The organism is Spirosoma areae (assembly GCF_054781775.1).
Window position 1 is genome coordinate 15789 of record NZ_BAAGTT010000056.1, and the last position, 13729, is coordinate 29517.

12 protein-coding genes are annotated in these 13729 nt (G+C 48.8%); 9 read left to right on the plus strand and 3 right to left on the minus strand.

Features of this window, described 5'->3' with window-relative positions; all coding sequences use genetic code 11:
- The first annotated feature begins 29 nt into the window (after positions 1-29).
- From ACYVI1_RS31640 to ACYVI1_RS31665, 6 genes are all read left to right on the plus strand, one after another.
- Positions 30-1730: a GmrSD restriction endonuclease domain-containing protein gene (locus tag ACYVI1_RS31640; protein WP_460915706.1), complete on the plus strand. Its 1701-nt coding sequence runs from the start codon at positions 30-32 to the stop codon at positions 1728-1730.
- Between the two features lie 12 nt (positions 1731-1742).
- On the plus strand, positions 1743-1958 hold the full coding sequence (locus ACYVI1_RS31645; RefSeq protein WP_460915708.1) for a DNA modification system-associated small protein: 216 nt from the start codon (positions 1743-1745) through the stop codon (positions 1956-1958).
- Positions 1959-1960: 2 nt separating this feature from the next.
- Complete coding sequence (locus tag ACYVI1_RS31650; RefSeq protein WP_460915710.1) at positions 1961-3961, plus strand: AAA family ATPase; 2001 nt, start codon at positions 1961-1963, stop codon at positions 3959-3961.
- Positions 3962-3982: 21 nt separating this feature from the next.
- Positions 3983-5572 carry an ATP-binding protein gene (locus ACYVI1_RS31655; protein WP_460915712.1) on the plus strand — a complete coding sequence of 530 codons (1590 nt, stop codon included), beginning with the start codon at positions 3983-3985 and terminating at the stop codon, positions 5570-5572.
- Positions 5573-6055: 483 nt separating this feature from the next.
- Positions 6056-7201, plus strand: coding sequence for a cysteine desulfurase family protein (locus tag ACYVI1_RS31660; RefSeq protein WP_460915714.1), 1146 nt, complete (start codon positions 6056-6058; stop codon positions 7199-7201).
- Between the two features lie 164 nt (positions 7202-7365).
- Positions 7366-8487, plus strand: coding sequence for an XdhC family protein (locus tag ACYVI1_RS31665; protein WP_460915716.1), 1122 nt, complete (start codon positions 7366-7368; stop codon positions 8485-8487).
- Between the two features lie 303 nt (positions 8488-8790).
- Here the strand turns inward: ACYVI1_RS31665 and ACYVI1_RS31670 are convergent, their stop codons facing one another.
- Positions 8791-9195 (minus strand): Hsp20/alpha crystallin family protein, encoded by a 405-nt coding sequence (locus ACYVI1_RS31670; protein ID WP_460915718.1) that lies wholly within the window; start codon positions 9193-9195, stop codon positions 8791-8793.
- A gap of 279 nt (positions 9196-9474) precedes the next feature.
- Between ACYVI1_RS31670 and hemC the strand changes: the two genes are divergently transcribed.
- The 3 genes from hemC (at position 9475) to ACYVI1_RS31685 (ending at position 12178) form a co-directional block, all read left to right on the plus strand.
- Complete coding sequence (gene hemC, locus ACYVI1_RS31675; protein WP_460915720.1) at positions 9475-10404, plus strand: hydroxymethylbilane synthase; 930 nt, start codon at positions 9475-9477, stop codon at positions 10402-10404.
- Entirely contained in the window at positions 10401-10838 is a 438-nt protein-coding gene (locus ACYVI1_RS31680) for a GNAT family N-acetyltransferase (protein ID WP_460915722.1), read from the plus strand. Before hemC ends, ACYVI1_RS31680 begins: the two co-directional genes overlap by 4 nt.
- 131 nt (positions 10839-10969) lie before the next feature.
- Positions 10970-12178 (plus strand): ABC transporter permease, encoded by a 1209-nt coding sequence (locus ACYVI1_RS31685; RefSeq protein ID WP_460915724.1) that lies wholly within the window; start codon positions 10970-10972, stop codon positions 12176-12178.
- A 77-nt stretch (positions 12179-12255) separates the two neighbouring features.
- Here the strand turns inward: ACYVI1_RS31685 and ACYVI1_RS31690 are convergent, their stop codons facing one another.
- Positions 12256-13302, minus strand: coding sequence for an adenylate/guanylate cyclase domain-containing protein (locus ACYVI1_RS31690; RefSeq protein WP_460915726.1), 1047 nt, complete (start codon positions 13300-13302; stop codon positions 12256-12258).
- Positions 13299-13676 carry a response regulator gene (locus tag ACYVI1_RS31695; RefSeq protein WP_460915728.1) on the minus strand — a complete coding sequence of 126 codons (378 nt, stop codon included), beginning with the start codon at positions 13674-13676 and terminating at the stop codon, positions 13299-13301. The genes ACYVI1_RS31690 and ACYVI1_RS31695 overlap by 4 nt, the downstream gene beginning before the upstream one ends.
- Positions 13677-13729 lie beyond the last annotated feature (53 nt).

The following is a 13729-nucleotide window of genomic DNA, read 5'->3' on the forward strand; positions in this document are numbered from 1 at the left end:
CTATCCTACCTAAACCAATTACCCCTCTAATGGCCACCCTTGACAACCTTTCTAAAAATTACGCCACACTCGTTCAGGAAATCGAATCAGGTCAGATAAAAATTCCCCAATTCCAAAGGAACTTCGTCTGGGAAAAAGCTCAATCGGCACAATTACTTGATAGTATGCTAAAAGGCTACCCCATCGGTACGTTCATTTTCTGGCGTACCGATGAAGAGTTACGAGCTGTACGAAACATTGGCAATATCGAATTGCCCAAACAGGGTCAAAATGAGTTCGTAAATTATGTCCTAGATGGGCAACAGCGCATTACATCCTTTTTTGCGGCTGTAAAGGGCTCTCAGGTTGAACGAGACCGGAAACGCATAGACGATTTTTCAACTATCTATGTAGACCTTTCGGCTACTCAGGATCAGGAAATCGTTACAGCCGACTTGACGAACCGTGAGGCCAACACGTGTATGGGTGTGAGTGACCTCATGTCCAGTAGCTATTGGAAGAAGCTATCAGGTATTCCCGAACAGTACCACGATAAGGTCGACCAATATCGAAACCTGCTAACGGGATACCAGTTTAACATTATTCTTCTCAAGAATGCATCTATATCGGTAGCAACGGAGGTTTTTACCCGACTTAATGTGGGCGGCAAAGCGCTATCCCTTTTTGAGATCATGGTGGCCAAAACGTACTTAGCACCTGACCATGCCCAGCTTGACTCTACGGGCTTTGATTTGGCAGTACGTTATGAGCAGTTACTCGCCGATTTACGATCTGTCCAATACGACACATTAGCACCAGCAACAGTAATGCAAACGGTTGCTATGCTGGCGGTTAAAGGCAGTACTCGTAAACAGATCCTGGACATCAACAAACAAACGTTTATCGCAACATGGCCACGGGCCGTGAAGAGCATAAAGCTTGCTGTCGATTTTTTACGGGATTACGGTATTCCAGTCTCACAGCTACTGCCCTACAATGCCTTACTGGTTCCGCTCAGCTACTTCTTTGATCAACACCCAACGCGCCCAGCAGGTGATATGCTTCGTCGACTGGAAGACTATTTTTGGCGTTGTTCATTGGGCACCCGTTATTCCTCGTCAGTGGAAGCTAAACTGGCCAGTGATGTGGATAAGATCGATCGAATTTTGGCGAATGAACAGCCTCGTTATGAATGGTCGGTCGACGTATCACCGGAATCTCTTGCCAGAGTAGGCTGGTTTAGTGCTAGTCGCAGCTATATAAAGGCTATTTTATGCTTATTGGCGAAACAACATCCGCGTTCGTTCAAGACCGGATTGAATGTTCGAATCGACAATGCCTGGCTGAGTAAATCTACCTCAAAAAACTATCATCACTTTTTCCCCAAGGCGTTTGTAAAGAAGCAGTTTCCTACTATCGATTATTGGCGAATCAACCACATTGCCAACATCACCATTGTTGATGATTATCTAAATAAAAACGACATTCGAGCGAAATCCCCGGCTCGCTACATTGGCGATTTTTCGCAGGAGAATCACGAAATGAGTCAGACGTTAGCTACTCACCTGATTGGGGACGTTGATGAATTTGGTATTGCCTCCAACGACTATGAGCGGTTTTTTAACGCCCGGCTTCTGGTTATGTCCAAACTGCTCGGTCAGTTCCTGATTAGTCAGGCCACTGATAACCAGATCCAAGTAGAAGATAATGAAGAAATGGAACTGGTAGAAGCCGAAACAATCGATGAATAACACGCCAACTTTATGAAAAAAGGATTAGACCGCACCTTCGTTGCCTATGGCATCCGATCCGAAGACCTCAACCTGATCGAAACGCTCTGTACGCAGCATCAGCTTGATTTTGACTGGCTACAGGAAGAAATCCTAAAAGCCTATCACGACGCACGAATCCGTGATCGCGATTTAGATATGAAAGGTGTAGAAAAACTCATTGAACGCGCCTTAACCCGCCTGCCCTGACCATGTTATTAAAACGAATCAAAGCCCATAATTTCAAAACATACCTGTCTTTAGACGTTGAACTGTCCGTTGAACCCGACAGACCTATCATCTTAATTGGCGGAGCAAACGGGGGAGGTAAAACCACATTTTTCGAGGCCATCTACGGAGCCCTGTATGGATTACCTCTTCGTACCGTAGGCCAATTTCGCGAACTACTTAATGCTGGCGCCTTACGACAGGAAGAAGAAAAGATTACGCTGGAAATTCATTTTTCAGGCCGCGTACTCAATCAGGAACAGGACTATGTATTGAGCCGCACCTACATGCTAAATCCGGAAGGCCGCCCGGTGGAGAGTGTAAGGCTTAACATGAGTGGGACTCTATTTCAATACGGTTCAGCTACCCCGGCTGCTCAACGAGCCGAACAGGAAGCTCAAATTAGCAGGATCATAAAGGCCAACCTGCCAAAAGAACTTAGTCGTTACTTCCTATTTGATGCGATGGAAGCGGGGAATCTGTTGAAAGAGGATCAGTTGAACCGCGTTATTCGGGAGAACATCGAGAACGTGATGGGCTTCAATAAGTACCTTCAATTGGCGCGTGCATCACAGAGCCTGACTGAATCGTTTACAGCGCAACGGTTGGCCGTAGAGCAGGAGAAAAAAGAATACCTGCAACTCTTGGACCTGCGCCGAAAAGTAGCCGAAGATCGCGAAAAGCTACAATTGCAAAAAACAGACTCAGAAGACTTTTTACGGGTTAATCTGGACTTATATCAAAATCTGAAAGCTGGACTAAATCAGGATACCCAGTTACAGAATAAGATTAAGCAACTCGACGACCAGATCAAGACAATCAAGCGCAAGGAAGAAGTCTTCCGTACAGAGACGGACAAATTCACCCATGACCTGGTAACGTATATCTTTCTACCCAAACTGGCTGAGTCATTCCGTACGGAAATCAATCTGGTATTACAAAGCAAAACCCAGACGGAAGCCAGTAGCCGACAGAATCTTAGCGACAATCAGTTGACAGACTTGGTCAACCACGTAAGAAATTTCCTCCATAATCGCCAATTACTGTTTGATGAACGTGATGTACAGGCCTTAACCGACTACTTGATTCAACAGCGAAACCCAACTGAGCAAGGCGACCCTTATGCCTTTCTGGAACCTGTAGAAGTTCGAGCACTGGAAAACCTAATGCTGACGCCCACCTACAATCCGTACCCAACTCTGCTTCAACAGCGACTTGAGCTGAGTATTGCTGTGGACCAATTACCTGGCCTGAATCAGCAGATTGATACCTTTCGGGCGCACATTTCCGGCAAAGACTCGTCACTCCTCAAAACCTATGAGGAAGCAGAAGGTCGACTCAAATTATTGGACAAAGAAATCGCCGATATGGGTCGAACACTGGAGCAACATGACCGCCGACTAAGCCAGTTTGACATTCAGGCATCCGAAGAGCCTGATCCACGGTATGAATCCCTAAAGCGACTAAAACCGTTCTTCGAAGATGTAGCCAATCAGTTGTTAAAGGCAAAGAAACAGCAGATCGAAGTCACGATGAAGCAAGACCTCAACCGCATTCTGGCAGCTTACGAAAACGTAATTGACCGGGTTGAGTTGTCTGAAGACTTACGCGACCTGTCTTTCAGACTGTTTCATAAGGCAGGAAACGAGATCTACCTGAACCAACTAAATACAGCGTCCAAGCAAATTGTGGTGCAGGTCCTACTCAAAGCCTTACACCAATACGGTGACTACGACCCACCAGTTATGATAGATACCGTTATGGGAGTTTTGGACGAAACCAGCCGAAGTCGGGTGCTTGAGAACTACTTTCCGGAGTTATCCCATCAAACTATACTACTCAGTTCAGATAGTGAAATCCACCCCAAACGGGACATGCCGCATCTGGCTTCCTTCGTCTCAAAAACATTTACCCTGCAACGCAACCGGGAACAGCAATGCACTAACGTTGTGCCAGGCTATTTCGGCGAAGATATTGACAGCTAAGCCTACTTATTCCGCATCGTTATGATCACACTATTTGAAATTCGTCAGGCTGAAGGACTAGCCGAAAAGATGCAGGAGCTGCGTTTTCAGCTTGAAGAGCGGTTAAATCCGAAACGGTATTCAACTAACCAGAAGTTAATAACCCCATACGCCAACATGCTGCAACGGATTGCGTTAATGGCGGGTTTATCACAACCAACTGAGCGTTCTTGGACAGAAATTGAACAGATAAAACTGGCCAGCCGGGGCGACCATATTCACGATACAACCTTCACTAAAAACGGTCTACAGGCTTTATATACGGCCCTATTACAATTACGTTACCACAACCTGAAACCAGAGTGGGACAACAACGTTACTCGAAGCAAAATCATTAACGCTGAAATTCTGCGGGGCATAGATCACCTGTTGCAAGGTGATACACTGGATCAGTGGTTACTCCATACCGTTCAATTAGGCGGCCGACAAACAGCGGGCGATATCCCCCGTCTGGATTTACACATTGGTTTCTATGAAGACGAAATCCCGGCCCGACTAGATTTAAACGGAAAAGCTATCTCCAATACGCAGATTCTGATTGCGGGTACAACTGGCTCAGGTAAATCAAACCTACTGGCTGTACTACTTCATGAAATCCGGGCCGCTTCGGTTGAATCGAATTATCCGGTTAATTTCCTGTTATTCGATTATAAAGGCGAATTTGTTGATCCCGCCAACCGCCCTTGGTTACAACTCTTTGAAGTAGACGAACAGGCAGTACTCGACCCATTACATCATCCGCTACCCTTTACTCCATTTAAGAACTTTGTCGGCCGTACACAAAACGAAATCAACCTCTATGCCACTGAGTTAGCAGGAGCCTTGGTTGCTATTGACCGGGCCAATATGTCGGCTAATATGAGCAATAGACTCGCGGAGGCCGTTATCGGCGCATACAAACATACTCATGGGCAGCCTGTAGACTTTGACCTTCTTTTACGGGAGTACATCCATTTACAACCCGAAAACCAGCGGGCTAAAGACGACAGCGTCAGGTCCGTATTAAAACAACTAATACGAAGTAATCTGTTCGAAAAGGAAGATCGCGTTGATTTGATAAAGGAGAGCTACATTATTAAAATGGATGGTTTCCCTAAGGATGGGCCAATCGCCAAAGCCATCGTTTACTTTGTCATCTCCAAATTAAACACAATCTACGAAACGCTACCTAAACAAGCCGTTGGCGAAACTTGCGTTGAACTACGTCATTTTACCATCATTGACGAGGCCCATTATATGCTTGACTTCGATAACCGTCCTCTCCGAGAACTAATCGCCGTAGGCAGGAATAAGGGCCTTAGTATCATCCTGGCCACCCAGAATATGGATAGCTACAAGAGCGACCACTTCGACTTTTACGCTAATGCACAATATCCGCTAATCATGAAACAACAGTCCATCAACGACCGGGTATTGAAAGACTTATTTGGGGTATCAGGCGGTGAATTGTTAGAACTCAAAGAAGCCATTGCAAGTCTTCAAAAAGGCGAATTGATCTTGAAGGACTCTCTGTCAATAAATATGGGATTGGGAAAGAAATTCAAACGGCTTCAAGTCAAACATTTGATTTAAGAAACAATTGTACGCCATCAAACGAAAGTGGACAACCATAGATTAAAAGAGAAAAGCTGAATACGACTTACAATACTTCTGTGTCAATACGGTTTATAAGACAACATCAACTTCTAATACTGGCATGAGATCGTATATCCTCTTTAATCCCTCTACCAGTTTGTTCGAGTTTTCAACTGTTAGGGCTACTATGAATCCACCTAATAAACTGCATGTCAGTTTATTAGGTGGATTTTGTTTTTAGCTGTGTACATATTCGCACACGGAATCCATCTATAGAGTAGCCAGCAGAGTCTGCATAAAATCACCTCACCCTATCTATTTACCATACCGGGCCTGGCATATTTAATCAATCCACTCGGCGCACCAATCGGGACCGCAGGGGTGGCAGCCACCGAGCACCCTGTATTGCACTGAGGTAAATTCATAGATCGTATATTTACCCAGCCTGATTGCTGTATTGACAACAAATCAGGATAAACCATGAATTACCCGGCTTACCTCGATTATAACGCCACCACGCCTGTTGACCCGTTGGTGTTGGAAGCAATGCTGCCTTACTTCGGGCTGCACTTCGGTAATGCAGCATCACGCACGCACGTCTTTGGTGCCAAAGCCGAAGAAGCCATTGATCAGGCCCGGCAACAACTCGCTCACTTGCTGGGTGTTAACCCAAAAGAAGTGGTCTTCACGAGCGGAGCGACCGAGTCGATAAACTTAGCCCTGAAAGGGGCCTGGGAAGCGAATCGACACCGGGGTAACCACATCATTACGGTCAGTACGGAACACAAAGCCGTTCTGGACTCCTGCGAACACCTTTCCCGACAGGGCGCGGAGATAACGTATCTTCAACCGGGTCCTGACGGACTTATTACGGTCGAACAAGTTGAAGCCGCCATCAAATCAGACACCCTGCTGGTATCGGTGATGGCGGCTAACAATGAAACGGGCGTTCTTCAGCCAATTCGGGAAATTGGGACCATAGCTCATAAACATGGCGCTTTGTTTCATACCGATGCCACCCAGGCCATTGGTAAAATGCCGCTTTCAGTCGCCAGCAATGCCATCGACTTGCTGAGCCTGTCGGGTCACAAACTCTACGGGCCTAAAGGCGTTGGGGCATTGGTTATTTGCAAACAGGTCGCCCTCACGGCACAGCAGGACGGAGGCCGACACGAACGGGGCTGGCGTTCCGGTACGCTTAACGTGCCGGGCATTGTAGGGCTTGGTGAAGCTGCCCGCCAAACCCAGCTTCATCTGGCAACTGAAACGGCGCAGACTGCCGCCCTCCGCGACCGACTTGAAGCCGGGATTCTGAGCCAGTTATCCAACGCAGCCGTCAATGGAAACCGTCAGTTTCGTCTGCCCAATACCACGAATATCTGCTTTGCTAACCTGGACGGCGAGATGCTATTGCTATCGCTGAACGAGATTGCGGTCTCCAACGGGTCGGCCTGCACATCGGCCTCCACCGAGCCGTCGCACGTGCTGAAAGCCATGGGAATGTCCGACGATTTGGCTTATAGTTCGGTGCGGTTCAGTTTGGGTCGTTTCACCACTGAAGCTGAGATTGAAGCAGCCATCCGGCACGTTGTAGCGGTTGTCGGGAGACTTATCCATGGAGGCTGACTCAGCATTTTACCGTCATCCTGCATTAAGAAACTTTTTGGCATTGCGGCCGATAAGACCACCCGCAAGCCTATCGTTGAGTATAAAGGACAAACTGTGTATTTCTGCTGTTGACGGCTGCAAATTCTACTTCGCAGCCGTCAACAGCAGAAATACATCCACGCATGAAAGAGATTAAGGCCATCATTGACGGCTATGACCACCTCGACCGCCAGACCACGCAGGCCGCTTTAGCGACGGTGGTGCGGGTGGAAGGGTCTTCGTACCGGCGCACAGGTGCCCGGATGCTGGTCATGAGCGACGGAGTATGGATTGGTGGCATCAGTGGCGGTTGTTTAGAAGGCGATGCCCTCAGACGCGCCCGATTAGCCATTGCCAAAGCCGCTCCGTCCAGGATTACCTACGACACCACCACCGACGATGAGCATCAGATCGGGGTCGGATTAGGATGCAACGGCATCATCGACGTGCTGTTTACGCCCCTTGATTTTACTGATAAAAATAACCCTGTCGAAGTGCTCAAAAACTGCATGAACGCACGTCGCCAAACGCACGTCCTCATTACCATAACCGGCCTGGATGGCCACTGGCGTTCGATCCGGGAAGGAGCGGTGATCCGCTATACCGATTCTGAAAGCCTCAACGTGCTGGCCCACCCGGATTTGCAGGCGCAGTTGGACGAAAAAATTCAGGCCCGCATGGCCAAAGGCGTATCGGCTCCCTATCGGTTTGAGAGCCTGGATGGGCAGGTGCTGGAGGTATTCATCGAAATACTTTCGCCCGAGGTTCACCTGGTACTGTGGGGGCATCAGTACGATGTGTATCCCCTCACGCGCTTGGTCAAAGAAATCGGCTGGCGAGTCACGGTGGTGGCGAATCCGTTAAAGGTAAACCGGAAAATTGCTGCGCTGATCGATGAACTTGTTCTGCCCGAAAACTTCTCGGACATCCTGTTTGACAACAATACGGCCATTGTGCTGATGTCGCACGATTACAAAGCCGATAAACAGAACCTACCCAAAGCCCTGGCTACCAACGCCCCCTACATTGGGATGCTGGGGCCGCGTGTGCGCTCCGAAAAAATCTGGTCCGAATTAGCCGACGAAGGAAATGGCATTGCCGAACACGACTTTCCGCGCATCCACGCCCCTGTAGGATTAGACATTGGAGCCGTTTCGCCCGAAGAAATTGCACTCTCGCTGGCGGCCGAAATCAGGGCTTCCTTTTCAGAGCGGGATGGTACCTTTCTACGCTTACGGCAAAGCACCATTCATGTGCGGGAGTAGCAGACTGACCTGTCCTTACCGCCTTTTTCAGGCGTAAGCGTGCCCAACGCTGTAGGCAGGAACAGGTTTCACAGATAACCCTGGAGTAGCAATAAATTTTCAGCAGTAGTTACGTATAGAATTGCTCAGACAAGCACTTGTTTATGTGTTGCCTGCTGAATGAGCCATTCGATTTCTCGACCAGTCGATGAAGAGTAGTGAGGGCCTGAAAATCAAAAAGCCGCTTCCGTAAAAGCGGCTTTGAACTCATCTATAGGCGACAGGACCGGCATTTGGGTCCCGGAAGGAATGCCTGGGATACGCTTAAAATAAGTTTTTGATGTCGATTCGGCGGTGCAGGTGCTCTTCGTCTTTAAAGGGCAGCATCACCCGAACCTGACCCTGTTCGTGAATGGCCTCGATATGGTCGGCGTCCACAAAGGACGGAATATCCAGAACTCGCAGAAACATGGGTACCGCCAGCCGTTGACTTACGCCATCTTCCTGACGCTCCGATGTGCTAACCAACAAGGTATAGAGAACGAGTTTATTGCCCTCAACCAACACGTTGAATGAGTTGGCTTTTACGCCGGGAGCCGACAGGGTTATCACCAAGCGTTCATCTTCCCGCTCAACGTTCATGGTGGTCTGACTCGACCCACCATAAAGGGTGTTCAGCAAGTCAATCTGCCCGCCTGTTCCCTGAAACACGTTTTCTATCGCTTTCATAGTGGATGTTGTTTACTGGTCAATAGTACTTCTTAGACAAATGCCGTGCCTAATGGATTAACTGGTTTTTTTCGGTCAGGATGGCAGTTCAGGATAAGTCATTTTTTACTAATAATGCCGTTTTGACACTGGATTCGACTGTTCTGCCATTTTTAGTATCTATTTACGTAGAATTCCCAGTGTTGCGATTTATGGGCTGTATGTGGTTCTCTTTCCACACATTGCCACAGTTACTCAGCGCTACAAAAGCTGGCTTTCCTGCCGTATCTTTGTTAAACCATGCACATCAGAATTGGAACGCGAAGCAGCCGGTTAGCAGTCTGGCAAGCGGAACATATACAAACACTACTTCAGACAGGAGGCTTAACCTCCGAGTTGGTCCTCATAGAAACCACCGGCGATTTAGTGCTCGACCGTTCCCTGGCGAAGATTGGCAGCAAAGGCGTGTTTACGCAGGAGTTGGAAGACCAACTGCGGGAGGGCCGCATTGACATTGCCGTTCACAGCGCCAAAGACCTGCCGTCAAGCCTACCACCTGACTTAACCATTATTGCCTTCACCGAACGTGAACTGGCAAACGATGTGCTGGTTAGCCGCAACAAAACGTTATCGCTGCGTGGCCAGGAAGCCTTTCGGATTGGTACCTCATCGACGCGCCGGGTAGCCCTGCTGAAGCATTACTGCCCACACCTGACGGCGGTCGATATGCGCGGAAATTTGCAAACCCGCATTCGTAAGCTCGACGAAGGCCAATGCGATGCGCTGATACTGGCCTATGCGGGTGTTCACCGAATGGGCTACAACGAGTTGATTGTTGAGCATTTGCCCGTTAATGAATTTACGCCCGCCGTTGGGCAGGGGAGTATTGCCATACAGGTAGCGATTTCTTCGTTAGACAGTCAGACGGGAGAGACCCTTTCCCGACTGATTAACCATGAACCGACCGCTGCCTGTTTACGCGCCGAGCGGGCCTTTCTGGCACGACTCGAAGGCGGGTGCAGCATTCCATCCTTCGCCCTGGCTCACTGGGCTGACGAACATACGATTAGCCTGACGGGTGGCCTGGTTAGTTTGGACGGCAGCCAACTGCTTCGCGAGACCTTCACCGGCCCGCCTGAAGAAGCTCAACTGGTAGGCCATGCGCTGGCCGAAAGTATTCTGGAGCGCGGGGGCGATGAATTATTACTCAGTATTCGAGAACAACTATGACCCCAACTATTGCCCATTCTGATGCCAACATTCGGCGATGCCTGCCTGCTATGCTGGCCCTGCGGTCCCACCTGACGCCCGACCAGGCATTTGAGCAAATTCGTTTTCAACAGGCGAACGAAGGCTTTGTGCTCGCCTTTATTGACGAAGGCGATGAGACTAAACCCGCACCCGGCGTAGTGGGCTACCGGACATTGAATTTCCTGTATAGCGGCAAAACGATCTACATCGACGACCTTTCGACCCTGCCTGATGCGCGGGGAAAAGGCTACGCCAGCACGTTACTCAATTTTGTTATTGAACAGGCCCGGCAAACCGGTTGCCAGTGTGTATCCCTGGATTCGGGGCAGAATCCAGCCCGATACGACGCGCACCGGCTCTACCTGAACAAAGGGTTTAACATTACCAGCCATCATTTCAAGCTGGATTTATAATGGTATTTAACACAGAGAAGACAGAGAATAGCGCCGAGAACACGGCAACACAAGGATTCTCATTGCTTTCTTTATCAATTTCTGGGTCCTCTGTTAATCTCTATGCTCTCTGTGTTTAATTTTTGAATACGATGAACCTGTTCCGAATTAGCTGGAGTAATCTGCGGGATAAGCCACTGAGCAGTTTTCTGAGCGGACTGCTGATGACTTTTGGCATCACGATAATCTCCCTGCTGCTACTGCTCAACAAACAGTTAGACGATCAGTTTCGCAAAAATATCCGGGGTATCGACATGGTGCTGGGCGCAAAGGGTAGTCCACTGCAACTGATTTTGTCGAGCATTTATCAAATAGATTCCCCGATTGGTAATATTCCACTCGATGAGGCCGAACGGCTAACGCGCAACCCAATGATTAAAATGGCCATTCCGCTGGCTATGGGCGATAATTACCGGTCGTTTCGCATTGTTGGTACAAATCAGAAATACCTCGACCATTTTGGCGCTACTGTTGGTCAGGGCAAGGTATTTCAGCAGGATTTAGAGGTTGTCATTGGGCCGGGCGTGGCTGCTGGAACAGGGTTGAAACTCGGTGATGTGTTTGCCGGTTCACACGGGTTAGATGCGGAGGGCGAAGTTCACGCTGATTCAAAATATAAGGTAGTGGGTATCCTCAATCCAACAAATACCGTTACCGACCAGCTTATTCTGACCCCTGTTTCGAGCATTTGGGCCATTCATGACCATGGCCATGAAGGGGAAGCGCATGAAAACGAAGAAGCCGGCCATGAGGAAGGCCCGCGCGAAATCACGAGTATGCTCATCAAGTTTCGGAATCCGCTGGGGATGATGCTGGCACGGGGTATCAACAGCAATTCTAAACTTCAGGCGGCTTTACCCAATATTGAGGTAAATCGCTTGTTTTCGCTGCTGGGTGTGGGAGTTGACACCCTGCGGGGGCTGGCTCTTGTGATTATGCTTATTTCCGGCATCAGCGTGTTTGTCTCGCTCTACAATTCGCTGAAAGAGCGACGTTATGAAATGGCTCTTATGCTCTCCATGGGGGCTACCCGGGCACAATTGTTTGGTATGCTATTGCTGGAAGGCCTGGTACTGGCGCTGATTGGCTTCGGCCTGGGTATTCTACTGAGTCGCATTGGGCTATGGTTGTTTTCAAGCAGTGTTTCCAATGAGTACCATTATAACCTGGCTGCCTTTGGCATTCTGCCCGAGGAGTGGGTATTACTGGGCGTTGCGGTACTCGTTGGTGTAGTAGCTGCTGCGCTGCCTGCGCTGGGCATCTACCGCATGAATATTTCCCGAACGCTGGCCGAAGAGTGACATGTTAATGAATAATGAATAATGCCACTTACAGGCATTCATTATCCATTATCCATTATCCATTATTCATTAAGACCTCATCCCACCACATTATAGGCTACGACCGGCGCCATTTTGTTCTTGAGCGTCACTTCGCCGATGCGTTCGCAGGTGAACGATTCGGCCACCTGTTGCTGAGCCGATTCGACAATAACCACCTGGCCCGGATGAGCAATCGACTGCAGGCGCTGGGCCATGTTCACCGCATCGCCAATCACGGTATAATCCAGCCGTCGGAGGGTAGCCGAACCAATATTTCCGGATACCATTTCGCCGGTGTTGATGCCAATAGATACCTGTGGCTGATAACCAGTCTGATTGGAGAGAATATCCTGAGTGGCAGCAATCTGCGCCCGCACGCCCAGCCCGGCTTCGATGGCGCGGTCGAGGTGATACTCTCCGCGGAAGACAGCCATAACCGCATCCCCCATGAATTTGTCGATATAGCCGCCCTGCGCGATAATCTCTTTCACCATAATATCGAAATAGCGATTAACCATCCGAACAACGGTGTCGGCTGTTTCGCGTTCGGCAATAGCCGTAAACCCGCAAATGTCGATGAACATCACCGTTGCGGTAATGGTTTCGCTGGCCGATAGCGATGTTTCAAACTCCGCCCGGCTCATGAACGTTAGCACCGACTCATCCACGTACATCCGCAGGATATCATTCTCTTTAATCGCCTGAAGTGTTCGGCGGATTTGGGCGACGTAGTCCATCGTTTTCTGCATCGTCAACTCCAAATCCTCAAAATTGACGGGCTTCGTCACAAAATCGAATGCGCCCCGGTTCATGGCTGTGCGAATATTGTCCATATCACCATAAGCCGATACAATCACGGCTTTGAGCATGGGGTTCGTTTCGTGTAACTTAACCAACAGTGTCAGCCCATCCATACCGGGCATATTGATGTCGGTCAGCACCATATCAACATCGGGGTGCTGAGCTAATACCTCAAGCGCTTCTACGCCATCGTGTGCGAATAAAAAGTCGTATTGTTTCTCCCGAATCTGTCGCCGAAACTTTTGTTTTATCAGTAGCTCAAGATCAGTCTCGTCGTCAACCACCAATATCCTGGCCTTCATGCTAAATCGCGGAGTTTTTGTTTGAGGACTGAAAAGTCGAGTGGTTTTGTCAGAAAATCATTAGCCCCCAACTGAACAGCCTGTTGTTGTGAATCCGGATCGCCATAAGCCGTAATCATCATGACAATGGGGGGCGGAGGCATGTTGAAATCATCCCGAATATGACGCAGCAATTCAAAGCCACTCATGCCAGGCATGTTAATGTCGGACAAAATCAGCACAACTTCTGAAGGATGCCCTGTGAGGTAGCGAAGAGCCTCTTCGCCAGAATTAGCAAAGTCTAACTTAAATTCTCCGTTCCTGATTTCCCGACGGAAACGCTGCTCGAACAGGTCTTTTACGTCAGTTTCGTCGTCGACAACTAATATTTTCATGCTGATTCAGGGTATGAGCCAAAGATAAGAAATTTGCTATAGGCATCAACGTG

Bases quoted from the DNA above. Each gene is read 5' to 3' on its own strand.
- ACYVI1_RS31640 (WP_460915706.1), top strand. From the start codon at position 30: ATGGCCACCCTTGACAACCTTTCTAAAAATTACGCCACACTCGTTCAG.
- ACYVI1_RS31645 (WP_460915708.1), top strand. From the start codon at position 1,743: ATGAAAAAAGGATTAGACCGCACCTTCGTTGCCTATGGCATCCGATCC.
- ACYVI1_RS31650 (WP_460915710.1), top strand. From the start codon at position 1,961: ATGTTATTAAAACGAATCAAAGCCCATAATTTCAAAACATACCTGTCT.
- ACYVI1_RS31655 (WP_460915712.1), top strand. From the start codon at position 3,983: ATGATCACACTATTTGAAATTCGTCAGGCTGAAGGACTAGCCGAAAAG.
- ACYVI1_RS31660 (WP_460915714.1), top strand. From the start codon at position 6,056: ATGAATTACCCGGCTTACCTCGATTATAACGCCACCACGCCTGTTGAC.
- ACYVI1_RS31665 (WP_460915716.1), top strand. From the start codon at position 7,366: ATGAAAGAGATTAAGGCCATCATTGACGGCTATGACCACCTCGACCGC.
- ACYVI1_RS31670 (WP_460915718.1), bottom strand. From the start codon at position 9,195: ATGAAAGCGATAGAAAACGTGTTTCAGGGAACAGGCGGGCAGATTGAC.
- hemC (WP_460915720.1), top strand. From the start codon at position 9,475: ATGCACATCAGAATTGGAACGCGAAGCAGCCGGTTAGCAGTCTGGCAA.
- ACYVI1_RS31680 (WP_460915722.1), top strand. From the start codon at position 10,401: ATGACCCCAACTATTGCCCATTCTGATGCCAACATTCGGCGATGCCTG.
- ACYVI1_RS31685 (WP_460915724.1), top strand. From the start codon at position 10,970: ATGAACCTGTTCCGAATTAGCTGGAGTAATCTGCGGGATAAGCCACTG.
- ACYVI1_RS31690 (WP_460915726.1), bottom strand. From the start codon at position 13,302: ATGAAGGCCAGGATATTGGTGGTTGACGACGAGACTGATCTTGAGCTA.
- ACYVI1_RS31695 (WP_460915728.1), bottom strand. From the start codon at position 13,676: ATGAAAATATTAGTTGTCGACGACGAAACTGACGTAAAAGACCTGTTC.